Genomic DNA, 23,513 nt, shown 5'->3' with positions numbered 1-23,513 from the left:
GCACTCACCACAAGGAAAACTCTTTTCCTGCAATATTCAAATAACATTTCTTCAATTTTATAGATAACGATACAAGAAGTATAACTCTTTTTCACCATTACATGTTTGAAATTTCCGAATTAAAGGCGAAGAAGCTCCCTGAGCTTCAGGACATAGCTAAAAACCTGAATGTCCCCAAATACAGAAGCCTTAAAAAATTAGATCTGGTTTACCAAATCCTGGACCTGCAAGCCAGCAACCCCAATGCAGTTAAAGAACAAAAGGCCGAACTAACCGATGGGCAAAGCTCCGCAGCAGAGCCAAAAGAAACTCCTCAAAAAAGGAACAAAAATCCCCGATCCGGTTCCCGTCCGCAGCCAAAAGCTGCTCCAAGACAAAATGGACAGGATACAAAAGATAACCGTTCGGATAGCAAGGATTCCGGCAAACCGGATTCCAACAAGCAAGATTCCAACAAACCGGATTCCAACAAATCGGATTCAAGACAGAAACGCAATGACGAGCGCCCGTCCCGAAAGGATCAGGATTCAAATCCTAAAAGTCAGGGGCGTAAAAAAGATCATGGCAACAAACACAGCGGACACGACAAGAAGAGCAACAGCCACGATAAAAAAAGCAGCAATTTTGATAAAGACCTGAAAAACAAATACAAGCAACCCGAATACGAGTTCGACAGTATTATCGAAAGTGAAGGCGTGCTGGATATTATGTCTGACGGCTATGGATTTCTGCGCTCTTCAGACTACAACTACCTCTCCTCTCCGGACGATATTTATGTTTCCCAGTCGCAAATCCGATTATTCGGCCTGAAGACAGGGGATACTGTTTTAGGAAATGTTCGGCCTCCCAAAGAAGGCGAAAAGTATTTCCCGCTTATAAAAGTCAACAAAATAAATGGTCTGGACCCGCAAGTGGTCAGGGACCGAGTGTCTTTTGAACACCTTACCCCTTTGTTCCCAAAGGAAAAATTTAAGCTGGCGGAACGGCAAAGTACTATCTCCACCCGTATTATTGACCTTTTCTCCCCTATCGGAAAAGGGCAAAGGGGAATGATCGTCTCCCAACCCAAGACCGGGAAAACCATGCTGCTGAAAGATGTTGCCAATGCTATAGCGGCCAACCATCCGGAAGTATACCAGATCATTCTCCTGATAGACGAGCGTCCAGAAGAAGTTACCGACATGCAGCGCAATGTGCGCGGGGAAGTGGTCGCCTCAACTTTTGACAAAGAGGCCACGGAACACGTAAGAGTTGCCAATATTGTACTGGAGAAAGCCAAAAGGCTGGTAGAATGCGGCCACGATGTAGTGATCCTGCTGGATTCCATTACACGTCTGGCCCGCGCCTACAACACCGTACAACCAGCCTCAGGGAAGGTTCTCAGCGGGGGTGTGGATGCCAATGCGCTTCACAAACCCAAGCGATTTTTTGGAGCGGCCCGGAATATAGAAAATGGCGGTTCGCTTACAATTATCGCCACAGCACTAACCGAAACCGGTTCTAAAATGGATGAAGTGATCTTTGAGGAATTCAAAGGTACCGGAAACATGGAATTGCAGCTAGACAGAAGGATCAGCAACAGGCGAATCTTCCCTGCAATAGATCTGATCTCTTCCAGTACGCGTCGCGATGATCTCCTGCTGGATGAAAACACCATACAAAGGATGTGGATTATGCGTAAATACCTGGCAGATATGAACCCAATAGAAGCCATGGAATTTATGGAACAGCGCATCAAGCAGACCAAATCCAACGAAGAATTCCTGATGACGATGAGTCAGTAAAACTGATCATAAATTTTACACTAAAGCCCGATATTTTAAATACCGGGCTTTTTTTATGCCCCCTTGCCCGGAGCTCCTGCCTGCCTGTAGTCCTAAATAAAAATTATTATAGTATTTTTAGTACAGTTTCCCCGCCAGACAAATTAATTATCGAGAAAACCAAGTCCATGAAAAACATCAGTTACTTTCAAAGAATTGCCCTTTTTATGGGTGCCACCTGCCTGCTGCTCAGCTGTAATGGAGCAACCAAAGGTGAAGAAACAATCTCAGAACCCATACCAGCCCCAAAGCAAATTATCAGCCTGGAAAAAGCCCAGAAATTATATGGGAACTATACTACCCGACGGGTGCCGCTGATACGGAAATACGAAGATTCCATCAATTTGAGGATGGCAGATCCAAAAATGCAGGAAGAAGCGCCTAAAAAGTTTGATGTGGCCCGTTATGGCTATTACGATTATAAGACGCTCAAACAGTACCTCGCCTATATTGAACAGGAAACCAAAAAAACGGGAGACAGCATCTCCACCATCCGTATCTATTTTGCCAATTACCCTGATGAACCGGGTTATGTCCATAAAAGACAGAGTTCCTTTATGCTTATGCCAACGGTAAAAAAAGGGGGGCGTGAGTACGCATATGCCATTTCGGAAGGGGAAAAGCCAGAGGCCATCCTGATCGGGGATGACCTGCAAACCGCAGATACCGTTCAGGCTTATTTCAGTGAGGCAGCCAACCGCAAAGCTGCTGAAGCCAGCCTGGTTCCTGCGCTCTCGCCCAAACCCCCGGCAAATCCATTTCAGTTGGGCGGAAGCCTGATCCTGAATGAATCTCAGATGGTACCCCCACCCTATAACTAAGCCTTTCTGGTCCTTGGATATTATTTATATTTTACTGGATTATTCCTTTTTACCGGTGTATACCCTTACCCTGGTATTATCGTTAATGCGTTTTCCGAAATACTTCGATACCCCCCTGAGGTTCTTTCCAATCATTATCTGCTATACGCTTATTACGGAACTTCTGGGTTTTATCATACGCACCTTCGATGAGTACGACTTTTTCTTTAATGAGATCTACAACAATTACAATACTCCCATTTACAATGTGTACAATGTTGTCTTTTGTCTGTATTTCTTTTATGTATTCAGGGCCTATATAGAATCTGACGAGATTAAAAACCGGATCGAATACGCGAGCATCCTCTTTGTTGGGATTACCCTGGCCAACCCCTTATTGCAGGATTTTCTTACCCAGCCCCAATTTTACAGTTACATCTGCGGGGCGCTCTTATTGTTGTATTGTGTTTTTGAGTATTTCAGGCAAAACCGCCGTATGGTAGGGGTATATTTTCAAAATCGGGACCTGCTTTCCTGGATAGGCCTGGGGATGGCTATTTTTTACACACTCTATATTCCCATCAAGATAATAAAGCATGTGTCTTTGATTACATCCGTGGAACAGGCCATGTTGGTTCGCCGCATAACCCTGAGCCTTATTATCCTGATGTACGGGTGTTACTGCCTGGGCCTTATACGCATGTACCGGATGCGGTACCAGAAGAACTAAGCGCCCCTTAAGTTTGAATCAGGAGCAAAATAAAACCCCCGAAGCCATAGGCTCCGGGGGCTATTTTATTAGATACAGACAGTTACAGGCCAGCTACCTGCTTCGTTAATTTACCCTTGAGGTTTGCAGCCTTGTTTGCATGTATGATGTTTCGCTTGGAAAGCTTGTCAATCATACTAACCACAGAAGGTAACAGTGCCTCTGCTTTTTTCTTGTCCGTCTCGCTTCGCAACTTCTTGATCGCGTTACGCGTGGTTTTATGCTGATACCGGTTGCGCAGACGAACAGCCTCGTTTCTGCGGATTCTCTTTAAAGCTGACTTGTGATTTGCCATAATCTACTTCTTACTAACTTGTTTGTAATACAACTTGTAGCCCGTAGGGGAATCGAACCCCTGTTACCAGGATGAAAACCTGGCGTCCTAACCCCTAGACGAACGGGCCATTATTTCAATTAAACGGGACCTACAAAGGATAATTCCCTTTTTGTAGCCCGTAGGGGAATCGAACCCCTGTTACCAGGATGAAAACCTGGCGTCCTAACCCCTAGACGAACGGGCCATACCTTTTAAGCTCTATTGAGATCTCAATTAGGCAGGTGCAAAAATACAATTATTTTTGAGTCGAACAACAACTCCAGGAGATTTTTTCGACTACTAATAGGCTTTGGCAAAAAGGACCCGAAATTGAGAAGGTTTTCCCGTTACCACGCAGGTACCGGCCTCATTTTTAGGCTGCAGTGGAATACATCTGATCGTTGCCTTGGTCTCCTCTTTGATCCGCTCTTCGGTCTCTGCACTACCGTCCCAATGGGCGGAAATAAAACCTCCCTTTTCTTCCAGCACCCTTTTGAAATCTTCGTAGGAATCCACCTCGGTAATATGCGCATCCCGATACTTCTCTGCCCTTTTATAAATATTTTCCTGTATTTCTTCCAGCAGACCCTCAATATGAGCTACTACCCTATCTGCCGGAATGGTTTGTTTTTCGAGGGTATCCCGCCGGGCGACTTCAAAGGTGTTGTTCTCCAGGTCCCTTTGCCCGATGGCCAGCCTGACCGGTACGCCTTTTAGTTCGTACTCATTAAATTTAAATCCAGGTTTATGCGTATCGCGATTGTCGAATTTAACGGATATGCCTTTCGCCCGTAATTCCTTCAAAAAGGGCTCTATTTTTTCACTGATGGCTTCCAGTTGGTCCAGGCCTTTATAAATAGGAACAATGACCACCTGAATGGGTGCGAGTTTTGGAGGTAATACCAGGCCGTTGTCATCACTGTGGGTCATAACAAGCGCACCCATCAGTCGTGTTGAAACCCCCCAGGAGGTTGCCCAGACATAATCTTGTGAGCCCTCCTTATTTGCAAATTTCACATCGAATGCCTTTGCAAAATTCTGACCCAGGAAATGTGAAGTTCCTGCTTGCAGGGCTTTTCCATCCTGCATCAGAGCCTCAATACAATAGGTTTCTATAGCTCCGGCAAATCGCTCGCCCGGAGTTTTTGTCCCCCGGATTACCGGAACGGCCATATGGGCCTCTGCAAATTTGGTATAGATATCCAGGATGGTTTCTGCCTCTGCAATGGCTTCGGCTTCCGTAGCATGAGCCGTATGCCCTTCCTGCCAGAGGAATTCTGCGGTACGAAGAAATAATCGGGTCCTCATTTCCCAGCGCACCACATTGGCCCACTGGTTGATCAATAAGGGCAGATCCCTGTATGATTGGATCCATTTCCTGAAGGTATCCCAGATAATGGTTTCCGAGGTAGGCCGTACGATCAGTTCTTCTTCCAGTTTAGCGGTTTCGTCTACCACAATACCACTGCCATCCTCCGCATTTTTCAAGCGGTAATGGGTAACTACGGCACATTCCTTGGCAAAGCCTTCCACATGACTGGCCTCTTTGCTCAGGTAGGATTTTGGGATAAAAATGGGGAAATAGGCATTTTCATGACCCGTTTCCTTAAACATCTTATCCAGGGCGGCCTGCATCTTTTCCCAGATTGCATAGCCGTAGGGTTTGATGACCATGCAGCCTCGTACTCCGGAATTTTCAGCCAGGTCTGCCCGGACCACTAATTCGTTGTACCATTTGGAATAATCCTCGCTCCGTTTCGTTAAATTTTTACCCATCTTTAGTAGTTTGGCACAAAACTTGTGCCTTTATAGTGGAAAATAGTTCGTCAAAACTAACTATTTTTAGTATGTTCAACAATATAAATTTGCATCGATGATACTTTCATTACCCCACAAAAAAATACGTTTGACCGCCCTGGCAGGCCTTTTAGGATTGCTGGGCGTCTCCTGTGGCTCCTATCAGCAGGCATCTTATTACGATAATGATGGCATTTATGGCGGGCAGGCGCAGAACGAGGTAGCGGTGCGCGACTATCGTTACGCTCAGAACGTGCCAAGGCAGCAACAGCGTCAACAGCAGCAGCCCAAAAACACCTATGAGGAATACTTCGGGCAGCGAGCTGAGGAGCTGGACCAAATCATGGAAAATGAGATTTTCACCGATGTGGACGATTATTACGGCGACGTTGAAAATGACAGCCTCATGGATTTGGAAGGCGATTACTTCAACGATTACAATAATAACTACAACGGAAACCCCGGCTGGGGAGACCGTGGAGATAACGTGACCATCAACTTCAACACCTGGGGAGGTGGCTGGAACAATTGGTACTGGAATGACCCCTGGTGGGGAGCCGGCGGCTGGGGCTGGGGCTGGAACAACTGGGGCTGGAACCGCTGGGGTTGGAACAACTGGGCCTGGAACGGCTGGGGCTGGAATACCTGGTATGGCGGCTGGGGCTGGAATAACTGGTACGGCGGCGGCTGGGGCTGGAATAACTGGTACGGCGGCGGCTGGGGCTGGGGCTGGAACAACTGGTATGGCGGTTGGGGCTGGAATAACTGGGGATGGAACAACTGGGGCTATGGCTACCCTTACAGCAGGAACTACGCCTTTGCCCGCGGCAGAAGAGGTTACTATAACCGAAGCAACTTCAACACCCTGGGTACACGTTACAGTGCCCGGAGTAATACTAGCAGCAGATACCGCACCAATAGCGGGCGATCCAACCTCAACAGAGGCACCAATCGCAGCACCAGCGTACGCAGTAATCGTTATGCGAGTGCACGGAACAATCGCTACGCCAGCGGACGTTACAATTCGGATGCAGCGGCCCGGAACAGGGCTTTCCGATCCAGCAGGAGTAGCAGGAGCTATTCCGGAAATAACCGCAGCTACAGTGGGGCTAACTCCAGGAGTTACGGTAACCGGGCCAATAATTCATATCGTGGAAATTCATCTGCAAGGTCCTCCAACCGTGCTTACAGGAGCCCTTCCCGATCCAGTGGCAACCGGTCTTACCGAAGTTCCGGAAGCAGGTCTTCACGGGGTGGTGCCATCCGAAGCTCGGGCAACCGGTCTTCCCGTTCCGGATCGTATAGAAGTTCCGGAGGCAGTAGCAGAAGCTCTGGCAGCATGCGAAGTTCCGGCGGTGGTGGCAGAAGCTCCGGAAGTATGAGGAGTTCCGGTGGCGGCAGCAGAAGTTCTGGTGGCCGGTCCGGAGGAAGGTCCGGAGGCAGAGGCGGACGCGGATAATTTTCAAATTCTTACAAAAAAACAAGTCAAATGAAACGTTTAAGCACTTTCATCCTGCTCGGATTATGTACTATCGGTAGTGCACAGAGCATTAACGAAGTATTGCGGTACGGTCTGGAGGAAACCCAGGGAACAGCCAGATACCAGGCCATGGCCGGTGCCTTTGGAGCCCTGGGAGGAGATTTGTCTGCCCTGAATAACAATGCCGCAGGATCGGCAGTATTTAACAATAGTTTTTTCTCGGCCACTGCGAGCCACTATAATCGCAATAATGAAGCATTCCTCGGGAACGGTTTCAGGAGTTCAGACAGGAACTACCTGGACTTAAACCAGCTTGGAGGTGTATTTGTCTTCAAAAACAACAGCGGTTCTCCCTGGAAAAAAATAGCGCTGTCGGTGAACTATGATATGGTACAGAATTTCGACAATGAAATTCGCATTGGTGGAACAACCTCAGCAGGTATCGACAATTATTTCCTGACCTTTGCCAATGGTGTCCCGCTTGGGCCAATCCGGGTACAGCAGGGAGAATTGATAGAAGATGCTTATCTGGATATTGGAGCCGGTCTTGGCTTTGCTGACCAGCAGGCGTTCCTTGGTTTCCAGTCCGGATTTATAGACCCGGTAAACCCGGATGACGATAACAATACCCAGTATTTTTCAAACGCCACCTATAATAACGTAAACCAGGAATATCTGCAAAGAACATCCGGCTACAACAGTAAGTTTACGCTCAATTTTGCAGGGCAGTATCAGGAAAACCTGTATCTGGGTGCCACCATCAATATCCATTCCGTTTTATTTGACAGGCTTACGACCCTGGACGAGGATGGATACGACCCTTCTTCCGCCATACAAAGCAGCTATTTTGACAATAGGCTGCATACGGAGGGAGCCGGGTTCTCATTCAGCCTGGGGGCTATCGCCAAGCTAAGCGACAATATTCGGGTAGGTGGTAATTACCAGTCTCCTACCTGGTATAATTTAACGGACGACTTTGCACAACGCATCGATACGGATTTTGCGGATAAAAATCCGGACATTACTTTCATCGATTTTAACAGCGTAAACCTGCTCGAAGAATATACCATAAGGACCCCCTCCAAGTTAACTGGGAGCCTGGCAATGATTTTTGGTAAGGAAGGTTTGATCAGTTTTGATTACAGCTACCAGGATATGTCCAAGGCAGAATTACGGCCTGCATCAGACCCAAGTTTTACTTCAGAGAACCAGTTTATATCTGAGCAATTGGGGGCCATTTCCACTTTCCGCCTGGGAGGAGAGTACCGAATCGACAGAGTAAGCCTGAGAGCTGGCTATCGTTTTGAAAGCAGCCCTTATGCCGACAACCCGAGCTGGGGTGACCTGGAAGCTTATTCCGGGGGGTTTGGCTACAGCTGGGGACCCAATCGTATCGACCTGGCCTATACACGGTCCGAACGCGACCTGGGAGTTCCCATTTTCGACATCGGCCTGAGTACCGGGCAGGTAAACCAGGTTAACAGCTATGTCAGTCTGGGATACAGTGTTAACTTCTAAAAGAAGTGAAAAAGGAAATTAAAAAATCGGCCAGGTGCCGATTTTTTTTTAACGCTTTAATGAAAAGTGGGACCGCAATAAGTTAGCCACCAGTACCCCGTCTTCGTCCCTGCTGTACTCCATGCGGAACCAATAGTCAGAAGAAGGCATAGGCCGGCCGTTGTAGGTCCCGTCCCATCCAAGACTGGTCTCATCTATTTGCTTGAGTAATTTACCGTAACGGTCAAATATAAATATTACAGGGTCTGAAAGGGTTTCAATTCCCAGTACATTCCAGGCATCGTGGATGCCGTCACCGTTGGGGGTAAAAAACTTGGGATAGCCCACTACCAGGAACGGAATGGGTTCAGTTGTCCCGCAACCATTTTTGTCATTGATCACCAGGGTGTTTTCCCCCGGAGGTACATCCCGGAAAACAGCATCGTCCTGGAATTCACCGCCGTTGATGGCGTATTCGTAATCCCCGTCGCCCTGTACAAAAATTTCAATATTGTTGCTGTCGGACAGGTCTGACAGTATATCCACCCGGTCCAGTACCGGGATACCGTAAAAGGTGATCAGGATATCATCTGTATAGGTGCTTGCAAGGGTCGTTTCTATGCTTACGAAATACCGGCCGGAATTGGGGCTGGCAACGGTAAGGGTCGTTTCTGCCGGGCCGCTGGCGAGTACCTGGTCTATTGTTCCATCATCCTCGTAATCCACGGACCAGGTCACATTGGCGATATTCGGGCCGGCAGGGGAATTCAGGGCCGACAAAACGATATCCGGATCTCCCTCACAGGCTACAATATCAAGACCCAGGAATTCATCCCTCAGCGTACAGTCCAGGGCGGTATCCTGATTCTGATCTACCGAAAATCCGGTAAAAGTGAGCGAAAAGGGTTCCGGGTCCCCGTCAAAATTGGTGTTGTAGTTATTGATCAGCAGGTAGTAAATCTCCCCCTGCTGAACGTTTAACCATTCGTCATATGTATTCTGGCTCCCCTTCAGGAATGGGCGGCCTTCCTCTCCATTTTCAGGGTTTACCCCTAAGCCCGTAAAACTGGTTTCATTTACTTCATAGTTACAGCGTATGGGCTGGGCGGTTCCGCTGCTGATTTCCCCGCAATCCACATCCGGGCCATACAGGGCAAAATCCCATTCGGCCGTGTCGGAGAGGGCTTCAATGTCAAAGCCGATCTGTCCGTTAGTACCTGCCCGAAATACATACCATGAAGTGTTGTTTTCGATATTTGCAGAACTGATACTCCCTTTTTCCAGACAACCCGACTGCCGGATAACATCCGGGTCAAAATCATCTATATCTCCACTTCCATCAGCAAAAGAAAGGATGGGTGCATCTGCACAAACCGGGATGGCAGACCGGCAGTCTGCTGAGTTCTGAGCCTGCAGGCCTGAAAATGAAAGAAGCAAACCAAATATTGCTAAAAGGTAAGTTCGCATAAGCTAAGGGGTACGATTTTCTGTATAGTATAACTACAGTGAAGCTTTTTTAGTATGAATTTGGCGGGTTTTTTGACCCTTAATCGATCAAATACAGCTGCCTCCCGGACTTTATCGCTTCAGACTGAAGTGTGCATTGAGGAATTTGGCTTCCACCCGTTCCCCCAGCTGGTTTGTATAGTTCAGGCGGAACCAGTAATCAGACGCAGGCAGGGGATTCCCCCTGAAAGTACCATCCCAGCCCGGATCGTCAGGGCTGAGTTGCTTCAGCAATTTTCCATAGCGGTCAAATATATAGACCACCGGATTGGAAAGTTCTTCAAGTCCCTCTATTTGCCAGAAATCATTATTGCCATCCGCATTGGGGGTAAAAAAAGCATTGTAGCCAACTACCGTGATGGTTTCGGACACCATCCCGCATCCCAGACTATCCCGCATATACAACTGATGAGAACCAGCGGGAACCTCGCTGAAAACCGGGCTGCTCTGAAAAGGACCATCGTCCAGGGAATATTCAAAATTACCATTGGCATAGGTAGTTACAGTGACCCGATTGGCCACTTGAAGATCTTCTATCAATACTTCGTCTATGCTGGGAGGTGTAGAAGCGATGACCGCAACGGTCCGTTGCACAACACAGTTGGTTCCCGATTGCGAACGACTGGCTGTTAAGGTATAGCTCCCCGGACTGCTTACATTTAATGAGGAAGAAGACTCCCCCGTGTCCCAGGAATACGAAACCCCTATTTCCGGATTGAGTTCCCCGATTTGGGCTACTCCACCATTCTCACAAATAAAGACCTCTTCGGCAAACAGCAATTGGGGCGCTGCCAGCACCTCCAGGTTGAATTGTTCGGAGGTGTCATAACAGTTTGGGTTGGTCCGCGAGCTAGTCCTTACGTAAATGGTATACAGTCCGGGGTTGAGCGGCCAGGATACAGGCAGTGCACCGGTTCCGGAGTCTGCCGCGGCCTGACTGAGGTGATAGCTGAGCCTGAAGGCATCAGGATCCTGCGAACCCAGGGCCTCCGCATTTTTCAGGCTGAAATCGAAGCTGCCCGTATCCGCGCAGACCACCTCATCGATCAGCGCATAGGTTGTGGGAGATGGACTGAAGGCTACCTGCACATCACTGATAATCTGGGATGGGTCGGATGTGTTGGCCTGTACACGATAGAGGGCTGAACTCGTTGGTTGATAGGTGGCTGCTATTGCCCCGGCAATGGGTGTAAACCCGGATCCGGTATCCGAAAACCATTGATAACTTACTGCATTGGCAGTGGTGGCATCGAGCTGCACCAAATCGCCCTCACAAAGCGCCATAGGCGGGCCTAAAAGATTGTCTATAATGGAACAATCAAGGGCGTCATATGGGTTGGTCTCAAAGATGCTCCCGGAAAACTGTATGGAGAAACCCGAATTGGTATTGCTGAAATTATTGATCAGCAAATAGTAGTCCTCCCCGGGAACCACATCCAGCCAGGGTTCGTATAAAAAGGTATCCGTAGCCCCCCCGGGGTCTTCCCCCACGCCCATATAGGTTCGTGATTCGGAATTGTCGAAAAAGTTACAGCGGACCGGATCACCCAGGTTATTGCAATCTGAGGCCCGATAAAGGGCAAAATCCCAGTCTTCACTGGGATCAAATGCGATATCAAACCCCAATTGTCCACTGGCATTTGTACGAAAGCGATACCAGGCCGAATTCGATTCTATAAACCCTGTGGTGGTCTCCAGGAGGCATCCGCTGCGGTCGGCTCCGGAAAAGTCATTCGTACCAAAGCCGTCTGTACCTCCGTTAACAGGGGTATTACTGCATATGGGTATAGCAGTGCTGCAGTCCTGGGAAATCTGTCCGTTCAGGATGTTCAGAATTCCCAGGAACAAGATCCCGATAAGCCACAATTTTGGCTGCATTTTCCTGGTCTGTACGTATGACATCCACTAAAATACACGCCGTGCTGCCTTAACACGAATTTATGTTGTGTAGCCGGGAAAACCGGTCATAAAGTGCCATATTATGTATATCTTTGCCACTTGAAAAGTGATGAACGAATGAAAATAAATTCTGGCCTGGAACCTTCAAAAGAATCCTTTGATAACGACCATTTTTCAACAGCTGAGCAGACGCCTATCCGAGAGGATGCTTTCCTGCTGAGTGATCAGGAGAAAATAGAGCGCATTTCTGAAAGTGTAAGGGATATAATGCTAACCCTGGGCCTGGACCTTAGCGATGACAGCCTGAACGGAACCCCGGACCGGGTTGCCAAGATGTATGTTAAGGAGGTATTCGGAGGGCTGCACCCGGAAAGGAGGCCAAAATCGTCCACCTTTAACAACAAGTACAAGTACGGGGAAATGCTGGTGGAAAAAAACATTACCGTTTACAGTACATGTGAACACCATCTGCTCCCAATTGTGGGAAAAGCCCATATTGGATACATTTCGAATGGCTCCGTTGTGGGGCTCTCCAAAATGAACCGGATCGTAGACTATTTCGCCAAGCGCCCCCAGGTACAGGAGCGGATGAACATACAAATTGTAAGGGAATTACAGCGCGTACTGGGCACTGATGATGTGGCCTGTGTGATTGACGCCAAGCACCTCTGCGTGAATTCGCGTGGTATACGGGATGTAGACAGCAGCACGGTAACTGCAGAATACGGCGGACGATTCAAGGAAAAAGAAGTGCGTCAGGAATTTCTGGATTATATAAAACTGGAAACGGAATTTTAAGGCAACTACAAATGGCCCTTTACCAAGACCAACAAATACGGGTAACCAATTCCCTGAGCGGTAAAAAAGAAGTTTTTGAACCCATTAACGAGGGGCATGTTGGCATGTATGTCTGTGGCCCCACCGTTTACAGCAACGTTCACCTGGGCAACTGCAGGACCTTCATGTCCTTTGATATGATCTTTCGCTACCTCAGGCACCTAGGCTACAAGGTGAGGTATGTGCGAAATATAACAGATGCAGGGCATCTGGAAGACGATGCAGAACAGGGGGAAGATAAAATCGCCAAAAAAGCGCGCCTGGAAAAAATTGAGCCAATGGAAGTGGTTCAGCGATATACGGTTGATTTTCACAACATCCTGCAGAAATTCAATTTTTTACCGCCCAGCATAGAACCCACGGCAACCGGCCATATTGTGGAACAGATCGAAATAATCAAGGTTATCCTGGATAAGGGGTATGCCTACGAAAAAAACGGTTCTGTTTATTTTGATGTACAGAAATTCAACACAGATTATCAATACGGGAAACTGAGCGGCCGGAAGTTGGAAGACATGATCGCCAATACCCGTGAATTAACGGCCCAGGATGAAAAGAAAAACCCCCAGGATTTTGCCTTGTGGAAAAAGGCGGAACCCCAGCATATTATGCGATGGCCGTCTCCCTGGGGTGAAGGTTTTCCCGGCTGGCATCTGGAGTGCACCGTAATGAGCACCAAATACCTTGGGGAAACTTTTGACATCCATGGCGGGGGAATGGACCTGAAATTCCCGCACCACGAATGCGAAATTGCTCAGGCCGAGGCGAGTAATGACAAGTCTCCGGTAAAATATTGGCTGCATGCCAACATGCTGACCCTTAACGGGAAGAAAATGGCTAAATCTACCGGGAACAACCTCCTGCCCCTTGAAATTTTCTCAGGGGAAAACGATATCCTCAGCAAACCCTTCTCCCCTGCTGTGGTTCGGTTTTTTATGATGCAGGCCCATTACACCAGTATACTGGACCTGAGCGACGACGCCCTGCTGGCAGCGGAAAAAGGATATATGCGCCTGATGGAGGCTATGGAGGTACTGCGGGACCTCCCGGAAGGGGAACAGTCCGATTTTGACCTGAAAGCCTGGAAGCAGCGCTGCTACGACGCCATGAATGACGATTTCAACACACCGGTGCTGATAGCGCAGCTTTTTGAAGCCGTAAAGGCAATCTACCTGGTACGGGATGGCAAACAAAGCCTGAGCCGTGAAGACCGCCTAGCCCTGCAGCAAGCGTTGGATTCATTCGTCTATGAGGTCCTTGGAATTGAAAAGTCCCTCAATGATGCCGATGGCAGCGAGAAACTTGAAGGAACGGTGCAATTGCTGATAGACCTCAGGAACAAGGCACGGGCAAATAAGGATTACCAGACATCGGATGAAATCCGGGATGCCCTCGGAGCCCTTGGGATACAACTTAAAGACAGCAAGGAAGGAACGACCTTCTCCCTCTAAAATTAGATAACAGTAGTGGCAGGATCGGAAACTATTTGGGTAAGACCGTTTATATGGCTGGTCCGTTTCTACCAGCGCTATATCTCCCCGCTTACTCCCCCGAGTTGCCGCTATACTCCTACCTGTTCCCAGTATACCCTGGAAGCTTTAAAAAAACACGGTCTCCTTAAAGGCGGGTGGCTTTCATTAAAACGGATCCTGAGCTGTAATCCGTTCGGGGGTTCCGGATACGATCCGGTTCCCTGACAAACAGTAATCCGTCAAATATCCTAAGTCGGAGATTAAATGTGCTGCCCCTCACCCTATTTTCTTAACTTAGCCACTGAAAAAATTGGACTATGTTTTTAGGTTTTACCTGGAATCCGGATGATACCCTTTTTAAGCTGGGTGTTTTGCAAATCAAATATTACAATCTGCTTTGGATTGCGGCTTTTGCAGTGGGGTGGTATCTAATGAAGCGTATTTTTGAACGGGAACAGCGTTCCCGTGAAGAACTGGATTCACTATTTATCTATACCGTTCTGGCGACCATGCTGGGCGCCCGCCTGGGCCATGTATTTTTTTACGACTGGGCTTATTACAAAAATCACCTCCTTGAAATTTTACTTCCCATTCGCGAACGCGCTGGCAGCAGTCTTTTTGGTATCATAAATGGTTATGAATTTACAGGCTTTACCGGGCTGGCCAGCCACGGGGCAGCTATAGGAGTCATTATTGGGATGTATCTTTTTACGCGCAAGTACAAATCCTTCAAATTACTCGGAATATTGGATCGCGTCGTGATCCCCGTTGCCTTAGGAGCCTTTTTCGTTCGTCTGGGGAATTTCTTTAATTCTGAAATCAACGGTAAAATTACGGATGCATCCTTTTTCCTGGCCACCCGCTTTGTGAGGGATTCTGATGATATGCCCGCCAGCCGGGCAATGGCCATTACCAATGAAAACAGTCCGAATGCCGCCTACCACGCCCTCGAAGACAACCCGGCATTTGCCGAGACGCTGCAAACGATCCCATACCGGCATCCCGCACAGTTATATGAAGGGGTTTTGTACATAGCCGTCTTTGTTGTGCTGTATTATTTGTACTGGAAAACAAGCAAGAAAGACCAGCCCGGCTTTCTTTTTGGTTTATTCCTGGTCTTGCTATGGACCATCCGCTTCTTTATAGAATTTGTCAAAAAGAGCCAGGGTGGCTTTGAGGAAAGCCTCGGTTTACTTTCCACAGGGCAATGGCTGAGCCTGCCATTTATCCTGATTGGCTTCTATTTTATGTTCCGCAAAAGCGCCTCCCATGTACGCTAAACCAATGGAGTATTTTAAACTGGCCTTTATACTGCTGGGATTGGCTCTGGTGCAGTGCAAAGAAGAAGCCAAACAAGTTTTACCTACGGATGAAATCCGATTTAGCCGGGAAGGAAGTCTTTCCATCTTTGATGGCGAGACAGACAGCCTGCTGCAGGAAATCAATATAGAGATTGCCGAGACGCCCTATGAAAGGGAAACCGGCCTGATGTACCGAAAGTCTATGGAGGAAGACCAGGGGATGCTCTTTATCTTTGAGAATGAGCAACCCCGATCGTTCTATATGAAAAATACCCTTATTTCACTTGATATTCTCTTTATAAATCAGGACCTGAAAGTGGTCAGCATCGCCCGCAATACGGAACCGCTCAATGCCAATGGCATCCCTTCAGGCAGCCCTGCCCGTTATGTTTTGGAGATAGGGGCCGGCCTGAGTGATCAATGGGGAATTGAAGTTGGAAATAGAATCCAATATCGCAAATCATTATAAGACTCCTTTCTGGTTTCTGAGAAAAACCGGTTTTCTCTATACCTACCTGCAAGGCATACCCATAAAATGAAAAGCCCCGGGAATTTTATTGATTTCCCGGGGCTTGAAATACACTGATTATCGCCTACTCGTCAATAATATCGGCTGTAGCCTTTATATTGTCCTTTAAGGCATCGGCTATGTCCTGATTCCCATCCATATCATTCGGATAGATTTCGATTAAACCGTCCTGGTTTTCATCAGTTGCAGCATGTAAATCGATTTGATTAAGGGAACTCAAAAATTGAGACATATTAAAAGTAACGGTAAAATTAACGACCCCATCTATTACTTCTACTCCCGTGCTACGTCCTACATCGAGGTTTTCGCTGGTATCATGCCAGAATACGAATGGCTTCCCGTCAACTGTACCTTCGATATAAATGGATTTATCATATAAATCGTCCGAAACGGGCAGGCTTTCGTCTTTATGGAACTTAAACCGCAATTCTTTGTAAAGTCCATCTGGGACAAAGGCAGTACCGATTGTTTGGGTAAGCGCATCACTATTATCCAGCAGGTCTATCTGGTAAGGGCCTCTAAATTGTATTTCATCCGTATCCAGACTACTGTTGGGATCATCGTCGTTTTTGAAAACCACATCCCTGATAGATATTTTAAAATCTGTAAATACTACATTGTCATTTGCCTTGGCAGAAGTTCCAGCGGGCGGGTTTATACCCCTGACAGTTAATCGGATTCCCCCGTTCGATTCATCTTCACTACAAGATGAAATAATTAATGATCCCATACACAACAGGGACATAAGTACTCGTTTCATAACAAAAATTTATAGGTTAAGATTTAATTGGCCGCACTTTTAAACGCGCCAATATAAAAACAACCGTAGGGTGAAAAACCCTACCGATTTTCTATGTTTTTCTTTGAAAGAAACGAGAAACTTCTACAGTTTATTATATTTCAGTGCCGCCAGACGCTTTACTATTGGTCTTTGGATTTAACCTTACAGGTAGAAATTCCGAACGGCGCATACAAAGGGCAAAAACTTATAAAACTGGTTAATATAAAAATTCCTGCCAGCACCAGCAATACAATTGCCAGCGTTCCGGAAATAGCTCCGGTATAATACAAAAATCCAATTATTACAGCAATTAACAGGCGGATCACCCGGTCCGCAGAACCCATATTTTTTTTCATCTTAGCTTTTTTAGATTAACCATTTTTCGACTGCCAAAACCACAAGGCTGATCAGGCCCAGACAAAGCAGGCATACCCCGATCAGCTTTAGTGCCTTTTTATACATCCACATAAAAGTAGGGTGTTTCCCCGGGCCGTACAGTGATATATATCATATTTTTAGCCCCGGGATGATGGCCCGGTCCGGAATTCCCAAAGGGATTTGTAAATTACAGCTGCTGAATCTGCAATCACACCAGCCAACACATGCAAAAAACAGTCCATACGGCTATTTATACAGATAATCGCTCCAAAAAAAAGCAGTTTGCCAACCAATTGCTAAAGGGTAATCCGCCAGAGGAACTGCAATTTCTCAAAGGCCTGAAAGGTGTCCTTTTTTCGAATACCCGCATAGCCGAATTACTGGAGGAAGAAGCCCTTCATGAACGCTCCGGGCTGCAACTCCCCGGGCAGCGAAAACTGGCCAGCTTTTCCAGTGGCGAACGAAAAAAAGCATTGCTAAAGCATATTTTGGCAGCAGATCCGGATTACCTGCTGCTGGACAATCCCTTTGATAACCTGGATAAAGATTTCAGGGAAGTACTGAAAAAGGATTTACTGGCGCTATCTGACAAAAAGATACTCATACAATTTATTAGCCGGGCGGCGGATACACTCAGCTGCATGAAGCAATCCTGTTTTCTGGACAATGGCTTGCTCGTTGGTTTTCCCGATTATCGTCCCGCCAAAACAGCAGCTTCAGCACTAAGCGGAACTATTCCGCCCCCGCTGCAACCCTTGGAAAACCTCCCCGAAATACTCGTTTCCTTTAAAGACGTGAACCTCTCTTACCACGGGCGTCCCATTTTAAAGGAAATCAACTGGAAGATCAGGCAGGGCGAATTCTGGGAACTGCGGGGAGCCAATGGCAGTGGCAAAACCAGCCTGATTACTATGATTACAGGGGAAAACCCCAAGGCCTACGGCCAGCAAATAGACCTGTTCGGCCGCCCCAAGGGCAGTGGGGAAAGTATCTGGGAGATCAAAGAAAAGATCGGCTATTTTACCCCTGCTGTTACCGACCGTTTCAGGGGTAACCACAGCCTGGAAAACATGCTGATCTCCGGCTTTATGGACTCTATCGGGCTGTATATCAAACCTTCAGACCTGCAGCTGCAGCTGGCCGCCAAATGGTTAAAACTGCTGGGGTGGTACCCCAGAAGGCATGAAAGCTTCCGCTCCCTGTCAGAGGGTGAAAAACGCCTTTTACTCTGTGCCCGGGCCATGGTAAAGCATCCCCCTTTGCTTATTCTGGATGAGCCAACCGCCGGGCTGGACGATACAGCTGCGGCATGGGTAACAGACCTGGTAAACAAAATGGCTGTACAAAGTAAGTCAGCCATTGTATTTGTTTCACATCGGATAGAACCAGGACTCTCCGGCCAATATATATTTGAATTGATACCCTCACCAGAGGGTTCCCTGGGAAGACAAATCAGATCAAACAAGCTGAAGAGCTGAGCCATCATAAGCATAAAAAAAAGCTGCAGGCGTTTGCCTGCAGCTTTTTTAGTTCAATTTACCTGACTACTTATTTTTTCCCTCCGGACAATTTACGGCTCAGCGTGTCAAACATGACTGGAGTTGCTATAAAGAGGGAGGAATATGTACCCACAATCACCCCTACAATCATTGCAAACATAAACCCACGTAAGGTCTCTCCGCCAAATATAAAGATGGACAGCAGTACCACCAGGGTGGTGAGGGAGGTGTTCAGGGTCCTGCTCAGGGTACTGTTCAGGGCTTCATTGGTGTTTTCTCCGCCCTTCCAGCCCTTCTCGTTTATGATCTCACGGATCCGGTCGAATACTACCACCGTATCGTTAAGAGAGTACCCGATCACTGTCAGGATTGCTGCTATAAAGGCCTGGTCTATTTCCATGCTGAAAGGCATCAGGGCTGAAGTAGCTGAGAAAACTCCAAGAACGATCAGAACATCGTGGAAGACAGCAACTACAGCACCCAGTGAAAACTGCCATTTCCGGAATCTCAGCAGGATGTAAAGGAACACAACCGCCAGGGAACCGATAACGGCCCAGACCGCATTCTTTTTAATATCATCGGCAATAGTGGGCCCTACCTTTCGGTATTTCATCACTCCGATTTCTTCATTGGTTCCTCCGGGAACAAAATCTTCATAAGTAGCCCCGTCCGGAAGGTATTTTTGCAGGGAATTAAAAAGGATCCCGAGTATCTCGTCATCAACCTCAGTCCCTTGCACGTCTACCTTGTATTTGGTGGAAACCATTATCTGGTTCGCATCCCCAAAGGTCTTTGCACTGGCACTTCCCAGTACTTCAGTAAGTTCACTGGTTACTTCCGTAGGACTTACAGGGTTCACAAAGCGGATCTGGTAATTACGCCCCCCAACAAAATCCACTCCCTGGTCGAGGCCTTTCGTAAAGAGGGAGGCTGTACCTGCAATCAGTAATATCCCTGAAATTACATAAGCGATCTTCCTTTTGGCAAGGAAATTTATATTGAGGTTCTGGAAGAGGCCTTTGGTAATACCGGTGGCAAAGTCCAGTTTGCGTCCCCGCTTGGAAAGGTACTTTTCGATTAACAGTCGCGTTACGAAAATAGCTGTAAACAGGGAGGTCAGAATACCGATGATCAGGGTTGTTGCAAACCCTTTGATCGGCCCGGATCCGAAGACCAGTAAGATCAGGGCAGTAAGCCCGGTGGTGATATTGGCATCCAAAATGGAGGAAAGTGCATGGCCGAAACCATCATTTACCGCCTGGGACATCCCTTTGCCTTTCTGCAGCTCTTCCCGAATCCGTTCGTAGATCAGTACGTTGGCATCCACAGACATCCCTATGGTCAGTACAATACCTGCAATCCCCGGCAGGGTCAGTACAGCACCCAGACTGGCCAGTACACCAAAGATCAGTACAATGTTAAAGATCAGTGCTATATCTGAAAAAATCCCCGCCTTCCCGTAATAAAAAACCATCCATATCAGGACGAAGATCATCGCAATAAGGAAGGACATAAAACCGCTGTCTATCGCCTCCTGTCCCAGGGAAGGCCCTACCACAAAAGAGTCGATAATTTCTGCTGAAGCCGGAAGTTTCCCTGCCCGGAGCACGTTTGCAATATCCTTGGTTTCTGTTACCGTAAAGGCTCCGGAAATTTCAGAACTACCCCCGGCAATCCCTCCCTTCTGGGAGACTCCGGGAGCGGTGTAAACTTTGTTATCCAATACGATGGCTATCCCGGTATTATTCAGGTTCGCCTCATTGGTAAGCTGTTGCCATTCACGGGCACCGCGAACGTTCATGTCCATTCCCACAGAGGGGCGGTTGAACTGGTCAAACTGGTCGCGTGCATCACTAACAACGTCTCCGCTCATACGCGGTACGCCATCCCGGTTTGATTTAAGGGCGAAAAGTGCCGCCACTTCAGAATCCTGGGAAGGACGCTCCCATAAAAACTTTGTAAACTGAACATCCGTGGGCAACAACCGGCGCATTTGCGGCATACGGAGCCACTCCCCGATCTGTGCAGTATCTTTTATTGCCGCAATCCCAATGGCATATCCAGGGCCGGGGATCTGTAATTTCTCGAACAGCGGGTTAACCTGATCGGCCAGGTCCAGAGAATCCTGGTTTACATCCGATAAGAGGGAGTCAATTTCCGAGCCTTCTTTCTCAGGGGTTTCCTCAACCTCCACTATAGACTTCAGCTCTTCGTTCACCTGAATAAAGAAATTGTAAAGGCTCTGGTTCTGAGGTTCATAGGTTTCCCAGAATTCCAGCTGGGCAGTACTTGAAAGTAAGTCCTGTGCCCGTGCGATATCGCGGGCACCCGGCAATTCAACCAGAATACGTCCGGAATTTCCTTCCCTCTGAATATTCGGCTGGGTAACCCCAAAGCCGTCTATACGTTCCCTGAGGACCTCAAAGGCAGAAATAACCGACTCATCCACCTTTCTGCGGATAACAGGCTTTACCTGCTCATCGTTCATTTCAAAATTGATCTCATCGCTCAGCCCCTTGTTGGCAAAGATATCCGGGGAAGCCAGTTTGGTGTCCCCCTTTATATTGTCAAATGCATCAAAAAACAATTCCAGATAGGTCTCGTCACTGTTCTTGGAGGCATTATCGGCATCGGCAAGGGCTTTATTGAATACCGGGTTCTTGGTATTATTGGCAAGTCCTTTCAGGATGTCCTTTACAGAAATTTGCAGGGTAACATTAATTCCCCCTTTCAGGTCCAGTCCCTTGTTCAGTTCCTTTTTCTTTGCTTCTTCGTATGAAGTAAACCCAAGGATGGGGTTTTTCGCAATAGAGTCCAGGTACCGGGCTTCAGCCATTTCCCTTTTAGCTACATAATCCTCTTCTGAAGCTGGTACAGAAGCTGCTGCAAATGATTCAGCATCCGATTCAATTTTGGAAGTGATAAACGTATAGGATAACTGGTAAATACTGACGAGTCCGAACAGCAAGGCAAACAGCCTTATAAGTCCTTTATTCTGCATGAGTTATGGATTATCTGAAATTTATGATGGTTTTTGCAAACAGCGTGCAAATATATCATTTCCACTAAGATTTGCCAATTAAATACAAGTATTTATAGCGCCGTGCGGCCAATTCCTGCTTTCCGTATTGTCGGCATCAGCTTTGCAGTTGTCCCTTTGTGATTTCAAACAAAAAAAGCATCCCGGAGGTATCCGGGATGCCTTTTTCTAATTTTTAATGCCTGAGCTAGACCTCCAGAAGGCCGTTGGTTTTGGAAACTCCTGCGGCACTTTCTTTCATTTTTGCCTTTTCAGCCTCAGTTAATTCAATTTCCACGATCTGCTCGATCCCGTTTCGGCCAAGCAAGACAGGAACTCCAATACAAAGGTCGTTGAGCCCGTATTCCCCTTCTAATAATGAAGAACAGGGGAACATTTTTTTCTGGTCGCAGGCAATTGCCTGAACCAGGGCAGACACTGCCGCCCCAGGTGCATACCAGGCGCTGGTTCCCAGCAATTTGGTAAGGGTTGCCCCGCCTACCTTGGTATCTTCAGCCACCTGCTGCAATCGCTCCTCCGAAAGGAACTCAGAAACCCTGATACTGTTTCGGGTTGCATGGCTGGTAAGAGGTACCATTCCGGTATCGCTATGCCCCCCGATTACCATTCCGTCGATATCTGAAATAGGGGATTCCATTGCTTCTGCCAGCCGGTATTTAAAGCGGGCACTATCCAAAGCGCCACCCATTCCAATAATGCGGTTTTTAGGGAGGTTGGTTGTTTTGTGGACCAGATAGGTCATTGTATCCATTGGGTTGCTCACCACAATTACAATGGTATTAGGGGAGTGTTCCAGTAAATTGGAGGAAACCGTCTTGACAATTCCCGCATTGATCCCGATCAGTTCTTCACGGGTCATTCCCGGTTTTCTGGGGATTCCGGAAGTAATAACTGCGATATCGCTGCCAGCAGTTTTGGAGTAATCATTGGTAGTTCCCACGATACGCGTGTCAAATCCGTTCAGGGAGGCGCATTGCATCAGGTCCATGGCCTTTCCCTCGGCAACGCCTTCCTTGATATCCAGCAAGACTACTTCCGATGCAAAATTCTTTATGGCAATGTATTCTGCGCAGCTCGCACCAACTGCTCCCGCTCCAACTATTGTAACTTTCATATATATGGTTTTTATGGTATTTCGAAGACTGCAAAATTACGCAAAATTAAGCGAAAATCCGAGCGATACACTTCCTGAAAAAGCCCGAATTCAAGAGTGTTTTAACGCACGCCCCGGATGGCCAAACAGCTCCGTTCGTCGAAAATACTGGCTGGCAGCCTGCCATAGGTCGAAAAAAAACAATATTGCCCGGCAGGAGTCGTTGCCATTTTAACCCCAAATCTGAAATGATATGCGACGCATAACAGGCTTAGCCTTTCTTTTGGTACTCCTGACCATAGGAGGATGCAGTGAAATTCCCGAGAACAACGATCCGGTTATCGGTATCTGGGCAAAGACCCAAATTGAACAAAGAGATGCCAGCAGCCAGCTGATGCGGGAAGAATGGATATTTAATGATGCCTACCTGGGCCGGTACCATCGCTATAACGGTAACGAGATAGTTGAACAAACCGATTTCAGATGGGAAGCCCAGCAGGGAATTTACACCATAGAATACCCTGGCCTGGACCGCGGTACAGACCGGGCCACCATCAAAGAAAACGAAGAAAGCATACTCCTTGAAGACCTTCAGGGAGGCATCCTGGCCCTGAGAGAATAGACCCAAATCTTATCATTATATAAATATAAAAGCCCGGTTTGAAACCGGGCTTTTATATGTTTTAAAGGTCTCTT

General features: G+C 47.5%; 20 protein-coding genes and 2 tRNA genes. 12 read left to right on the top strand and 10 right to left on the bottom strand.

The features are described from left to right. Positions 1-101 precede the first annotated feature (101 nt). The 3 genes from rho (at position 102) to ACT6NV_RS10405 (ending at position 3,353) form a co-directional block, all read left to right on the top strand. On the top strand, positions 102-1,784 hold the full coding sequence (rho, locus tag ACT6NV_RS10415; protein WP_445384387.1) for a transcription termination factor Rho: 1,683 nt from the start codon (positions 102-104) through the stop codon (positions 1,782-1,784). Between the two features lie 167 nt (positions 1,785-1,951). Beyond that, complete coding sequence (locus ACT6NV_RS10410) at positions 1,952-2,644, top strand: hypothetical protein (protein ID WP_445384386.1); 693 nt, start codon at positions 1,952-1,954, stop codon at positions 2,642-2,644. A 13-nt stretch (positions 2,645-2,657) separates the two neighbouring features. Beyond that, entirely contained in the window at positions 2,658-3,353 is a 696-nt protein-coding gene (locus ACT6NV_RS10405) for a hypothetical protein (protein ID WP_445384385.1), read from the top strand. 82 nt (positions 3,354-3,435) lie between these two features. Here the strand turns inward: ACT6NV_RS10405 and rpsT are convergent, their stop codons facing one another. The 4 genes from rpsT to proS all read right to left on the bottom strand — a co-directional run bounded on the left by rpsT (position 3,436) and on the right by proS (position 5,484). Further along, complete coding sequence (rpsT, locus tag ACT6NV_RS10400) at positions 3,436-3,687, bottom strand: 30S ribosomal protein S20 (protein ID WP_445381545.1); 252 nt, start codon at positions 3,685-3,687, stop codon at positions 3,436-3,438. 37 nt (positions 3,688-3,724) lie between these two features. Further along, positions 3,725-3,796 (bottom strand) — tRNA-Glu (locus tag ACT6NV_RS10395). Positions 3,797-3,841: 45 nt separating this feature from the next. Next, a tRNA-Glu gene (locus ACT6NV_RS10390) sits at positions 3,842-3,913 on the bottom strand. A 95-nt stretch (positions 3,914-4,008) separates the two neighbouring features. Continuing rightward, positions 4,009-5,484 (bottom strand): proline--tRNA ligase, encoded by a 1,476-nt coding sequence (proS, locus tag ACT6NV_RS10385; RefSeq protein ID WP_445384384.1) that lies wholly within the window; start codon positions 5,482-5,484, stop codon positions 4,009-4,011. 97 nt (positions 5,485-5,581) lie between these two features. On the opposite strand from proS, the gene ACT6NV_RS10380 reads away from it, so the two are divergent. Then, complete coding sequence (locus ACT6NV_RS10380; RefSeq protein ID WP_445384383.1) at positions 5,582-6,964, top strand: hypothetical protein; 1,383 nt, start codon at positions 5,582-5,584, stop codon at positions 6,962-6,964. Between the two features lie 30 nt (positions 6,965-6,994). Then, positions 6,995-8,503, top strand: a complete 1,509-nt coding sequence (locus tag ACT6NV_RS10375) for an OmpP1/FadL family transporter (protein WP_445384382.1) — start codon at positions 6,995-6,997, stop codon at positions 8,501-8,503. 48 nt (positions 8,504-8,551) lie between these two features. On the opposite strand, the gene ACT6NV_RS10370 is transcribed toward ACT6NV_RS10375, so the two are convergent. Continuing rightward, positions 8,552-9,949, bottom strand: coding sequence for a T9SS type B sorting domain-containing protein (locus ACT6NV_RS10370; protein ID WP_445384381.1), 1,398 nt, complete (start codon positions 9,947-9,949; stop codon positions 8,552-8,554). Between the two features lie 111 nt (positions 9,950-10,060). Beyond that, entirely contained in the window at positions 10,061-11,866 is a 1,806-nt protein-coding gene (locus ACT6NV_RS10365) for a T9SS type B sorting domain-containing protein (protein WP_445384380.1), read from the bottom strand. A 138-nt stretch (positions 11,867-12,004) separates the two neighbouring features. Between ACT6NV_RS10365 and folE the strand changes: the two genes are divergently transcribed. The 5 genes from folE (at position 12,005) to ACT6NV_RS10340 (ending at position 15,966) form a co-directional block, all read left to right on the top strand. Beyond that, on the top strand, positions 12,005-12,685 hold the full coding sequence (gene folE / locus ACT6NV_RS10360) for a GTP cyclohydrolase I FolE (protein ID WP_445384379.1): 681 nt from the start codon (positions 12,005-12,007) through the stop codon (positions 12,683-12,685). 11 nt (positions 12,686-12,696) lie between these two features. Beyond that, positions 12,697-14,175 carry a cysteine--tRNA ligase gene (cysS, locus tag ACT6NV_RS10355; RefSeq protein WP_445384378.1) on the top strand — a complete coding sequence of 493 codons (1,479 nt, stop codon included), beginning with the start codon at positions 12,697-12,699 and terminating at the stop codon, positions 14,173-14,175. Positions 14,176-14,190: 15 nt separating this feature from the next. After that, entirely contained in the window at positions 14,191-14,421 is a 231-nt protein-coding gene (gene yidD / locus ACT6NV_RS10350) for a membrane protein insertion efficiency factor YidD (RefSeq protein WP_445384377.1), read from the top strand. A gap of 92 nt (positions 14,422-14,513) precedes the next feature. Then, the gene (lgt, locus tag ACT6NV_RS10345; RefSeq protein ID WP_445384376.1) at positions 14,514-15,476 is read left to right on the top strand and encodes a prolipoprotein diacylglyceryl transferase; all 963 of its coding nucleotides are present in this window, start codon (positions 14,514-14,516) and stop codon (positions 15,474-15,476) included. Continuing rightward, positions 15,466-15,966: a DUF192 domain-containing protein gene (locus ACT6NV_RS10340; RefSeq protein WP_445384375.1), complete on the top strand. Its 501-nt coding sequence runs from the start codon at positions 15,466-15,468 to the stop codon at positions 15,964-15,966. The genes lgt and ACT6NV_RS10340 overlap by 11 nt, the downstream gene beginning before the upstream one ends. A 124-nt stretch (positions 15,967-16,090) precedes the next feature. Here the strand turns inward: ACT6NV_RS10340 and ACT6NV_RS10335 are convergent, their stop codons facing one another. Both ACT6NV_RS10335 and ACT6NV_RS10330 read right to left on the bottom strand, forming a co-directional pair. Beyond that, positions 16,091-16,786 (bottom strand): hypothetical protein, encoded by a 696-nt coding sequence (locus ACT6NV_RS10335; protein WP_445384374.1) that lies wholly within the window; start codon positions 16,784-16,786, stop codon positions 16,091-16,093. Between the two features lie 161 nt (positions 16,787-16,947). Continuing rightward, the gene (locus ACT6NV_RS10330; RefSeq protein ID WP_445384373.1) at positions 16,948-17,163 is read right to left on the bottom strand and encodes a YgaP family membrane protein; all 216 of its coding nucleotides are present in this window, start codon (positions 17,161-17,163) and stop codon (positions 16,948-16,950) included. Between the two features lie 246 nt (positions 17,164-17,409). On the opposite strand from ACT6NV_RS10330, the gene ACT6NV_RS10325 reads away from it, so the two are divergent. Further along, on the top strand, positions 17,410-18,663 hold the full coding sequence (locus ACT6NV_RS10325; RefSeq protein ID WP_445384372.1) for an ATP-binding cassette domain-containing protein: 1,254 nt from the start codon (positions 17,410-17,412) through the stop codon (positions 18,661-18,663). 70 nt (positions 18,664-18,733) lie between these two features. On the opposite strand, the gene secDF is transcribed toward ACT6NV_RS10325, so the two are convergent. Continuing rightward, positions 18,734-21,685: a protein translocase subunit SecDF gene (gene secDF / locus ACT6NV_RS10320; protein WP_445384371.1), complete on the bottom strand. Its 2,952-nt coding sequence runs from the start codon at positions 21,683-21,685 to the stop codon at positions 18,734-18,736. Positions 21,686-21,911: 226 nt separating this feature from the next. Continuing rightward, positions 21,912-22,838, bottom strand: a complete 927-nt coding sequence (locus ACT6NV_RS10315; protein WP_445384370.1) for a malate dehydrogenase — start codon at positions 22,836-22,838, stop codon at positions 21,912-21,914. Between the two features lie 232 nt (positions 22,839-23,070). On the opposite strand from ACT6NV_RS10315, the gene ACT6NV_RS10310 reads away from it, so the two are divergent. Beyond that, complete coding sequence (locus ACT6NV_RS10310; protein ID WP_445384369.1) at positions 23,071-23,439, top strand: hypothetical protein; 369 nt, start codon at positions 23,071-23,073, stop codon at positions 23,437-23,439. Positions 23,440-23,513: the final 74 nt, after the last annotated feature.

The sequence above is a fragment of the Robiginitalea insularis genome (genome assembly GCF_052497835.1).
Note: the sequence above shows the minus strand (reverse complement) of the source record. Positions and strands in the feature narration are given on the sequence as shown.

Bases quoted from the DNA above. Each gene is read 5' to 3' on its own strand.
- rho (WP_445384387.1), top strand. From the start codon at position 102: ATGTTTGAAATTTCCGAATTAAAGGCGAAGAAGCTCCCTGAGCTTCAG.
- ACT6NV_RS10410 (WP_445384386.1), top strand. From the start codon at position 1,952: ATGAAAAACATCAGTTACTTTCAAAGAATTGCCCTTTTTATGGGTGCC.
- rpsT (WP_445381545.1), bottom strand. From the start codon at position 3,687: ATGGCAAATCACAAGTCAGCTTTAAAGAGAATCCGCAGAAACGAGGCT.
- proS (WP_445384384.1), bottom strand. From the start codon at position 5,484: ATGGGTAAAAATTTAACGAAACGGAGCGAGGATTATTCCAAATGGTAC.
- ACT6NV_RS10380 (WP_445384383.1), top strand. From the start codon at position 5,582: ATGATACTTTCATTACCCCACAAAAAAATACGTTTGACCGCCCTGGCA.
- ACT6NV_RS10375 (WP_445384382.1), top strand. From the start codon at position 6,995: ATGAAACGTTTAAGCACTTTCATCCTGCTCGGATTATGTACTATCGGT.
- ACT6NV_RS10370 (WP_445384381.1), bottom strand. From the start codon at position 9,949: ATGCGAACTTACCTTTTAGCAATATTTGGTTTGCTTCTTTCATTTTCA.
- ACT6NV_RS10365 (WP_445384380.1), bottom strand. From the start codon at position 11,866: ATGCAGCCAAAATTGTGGCTTATCGGGATCTTGTTCCTGGGAATTCTG.
- folE (WP_445384379.1), top strand. From the start codon at position 12,005: ATGAAAATAAATTCTGGCCTGGAACCTTCAAAAGAATCCTTTGATAAC.
- cysS (WP_445384378.1), top strand. From the start codon at position 12,697: ATGGCCCTTTACCAAGACCAACAAATACGGGTAACCAATTCCCTGAGC.
- lgt (WP_445384376.1), top strand. From the start codon at position 14,514: ATGTTTTTAGGTTTTACCTGGAATCCGGATGATACCCTTTTTAAGCTG.
- ACT6NV_RS10340 (WP_445384375.1), top strand. From the start codon at position 15,466: ATGTACGCTAAACCAATGGAGTATTTTAAACTGGCCTTTATACTGCTG.
- ACT6NV_RS10335 (WP_445384374.1), bottom strand. From the start codon at position 16,786: ATGAAACGAGTACTTATGTCCCTGTTGTGTATGGGATCATTAATTATT.
- ACT6NV_RS10330 (WP_445384373.1), bottom strand. From the start codon at position 17,163: ATGAAAAAAAATATGGGTTCTGCGGACCGGGTGATCCGCCTGTTAATT.
- ACT6NV_RS10325 (WP_445384372.1), top strand. From the start codon at position 17,410: ATGCAAAAAACAGTCCATACGGCTATTTATACAGATAATCGCTCCAAA.
- secDF (WP_445384371.1), bottom strand. From the start codon at position 21,685: ATGCAGAATAAAGGACTTATAAGGCTGTTTGCCTTGCTGTTCGGACTC.
- ACT6NV_RS10315 (WP_445384370.1), bottom strand. From the start codon at position 22,838: ATGAAAGTTACAATAGTTGGAGCGGGAGCAGTTGGTGCGAGCTGCGCA.
- ACT6NV_RS10310 (WP_445384369.1), top strand. From the start codon at position 23,071: ATGCGACGCATAACAGGCTTAGCCTTTCTTTTGGTACTCCTGACCATA.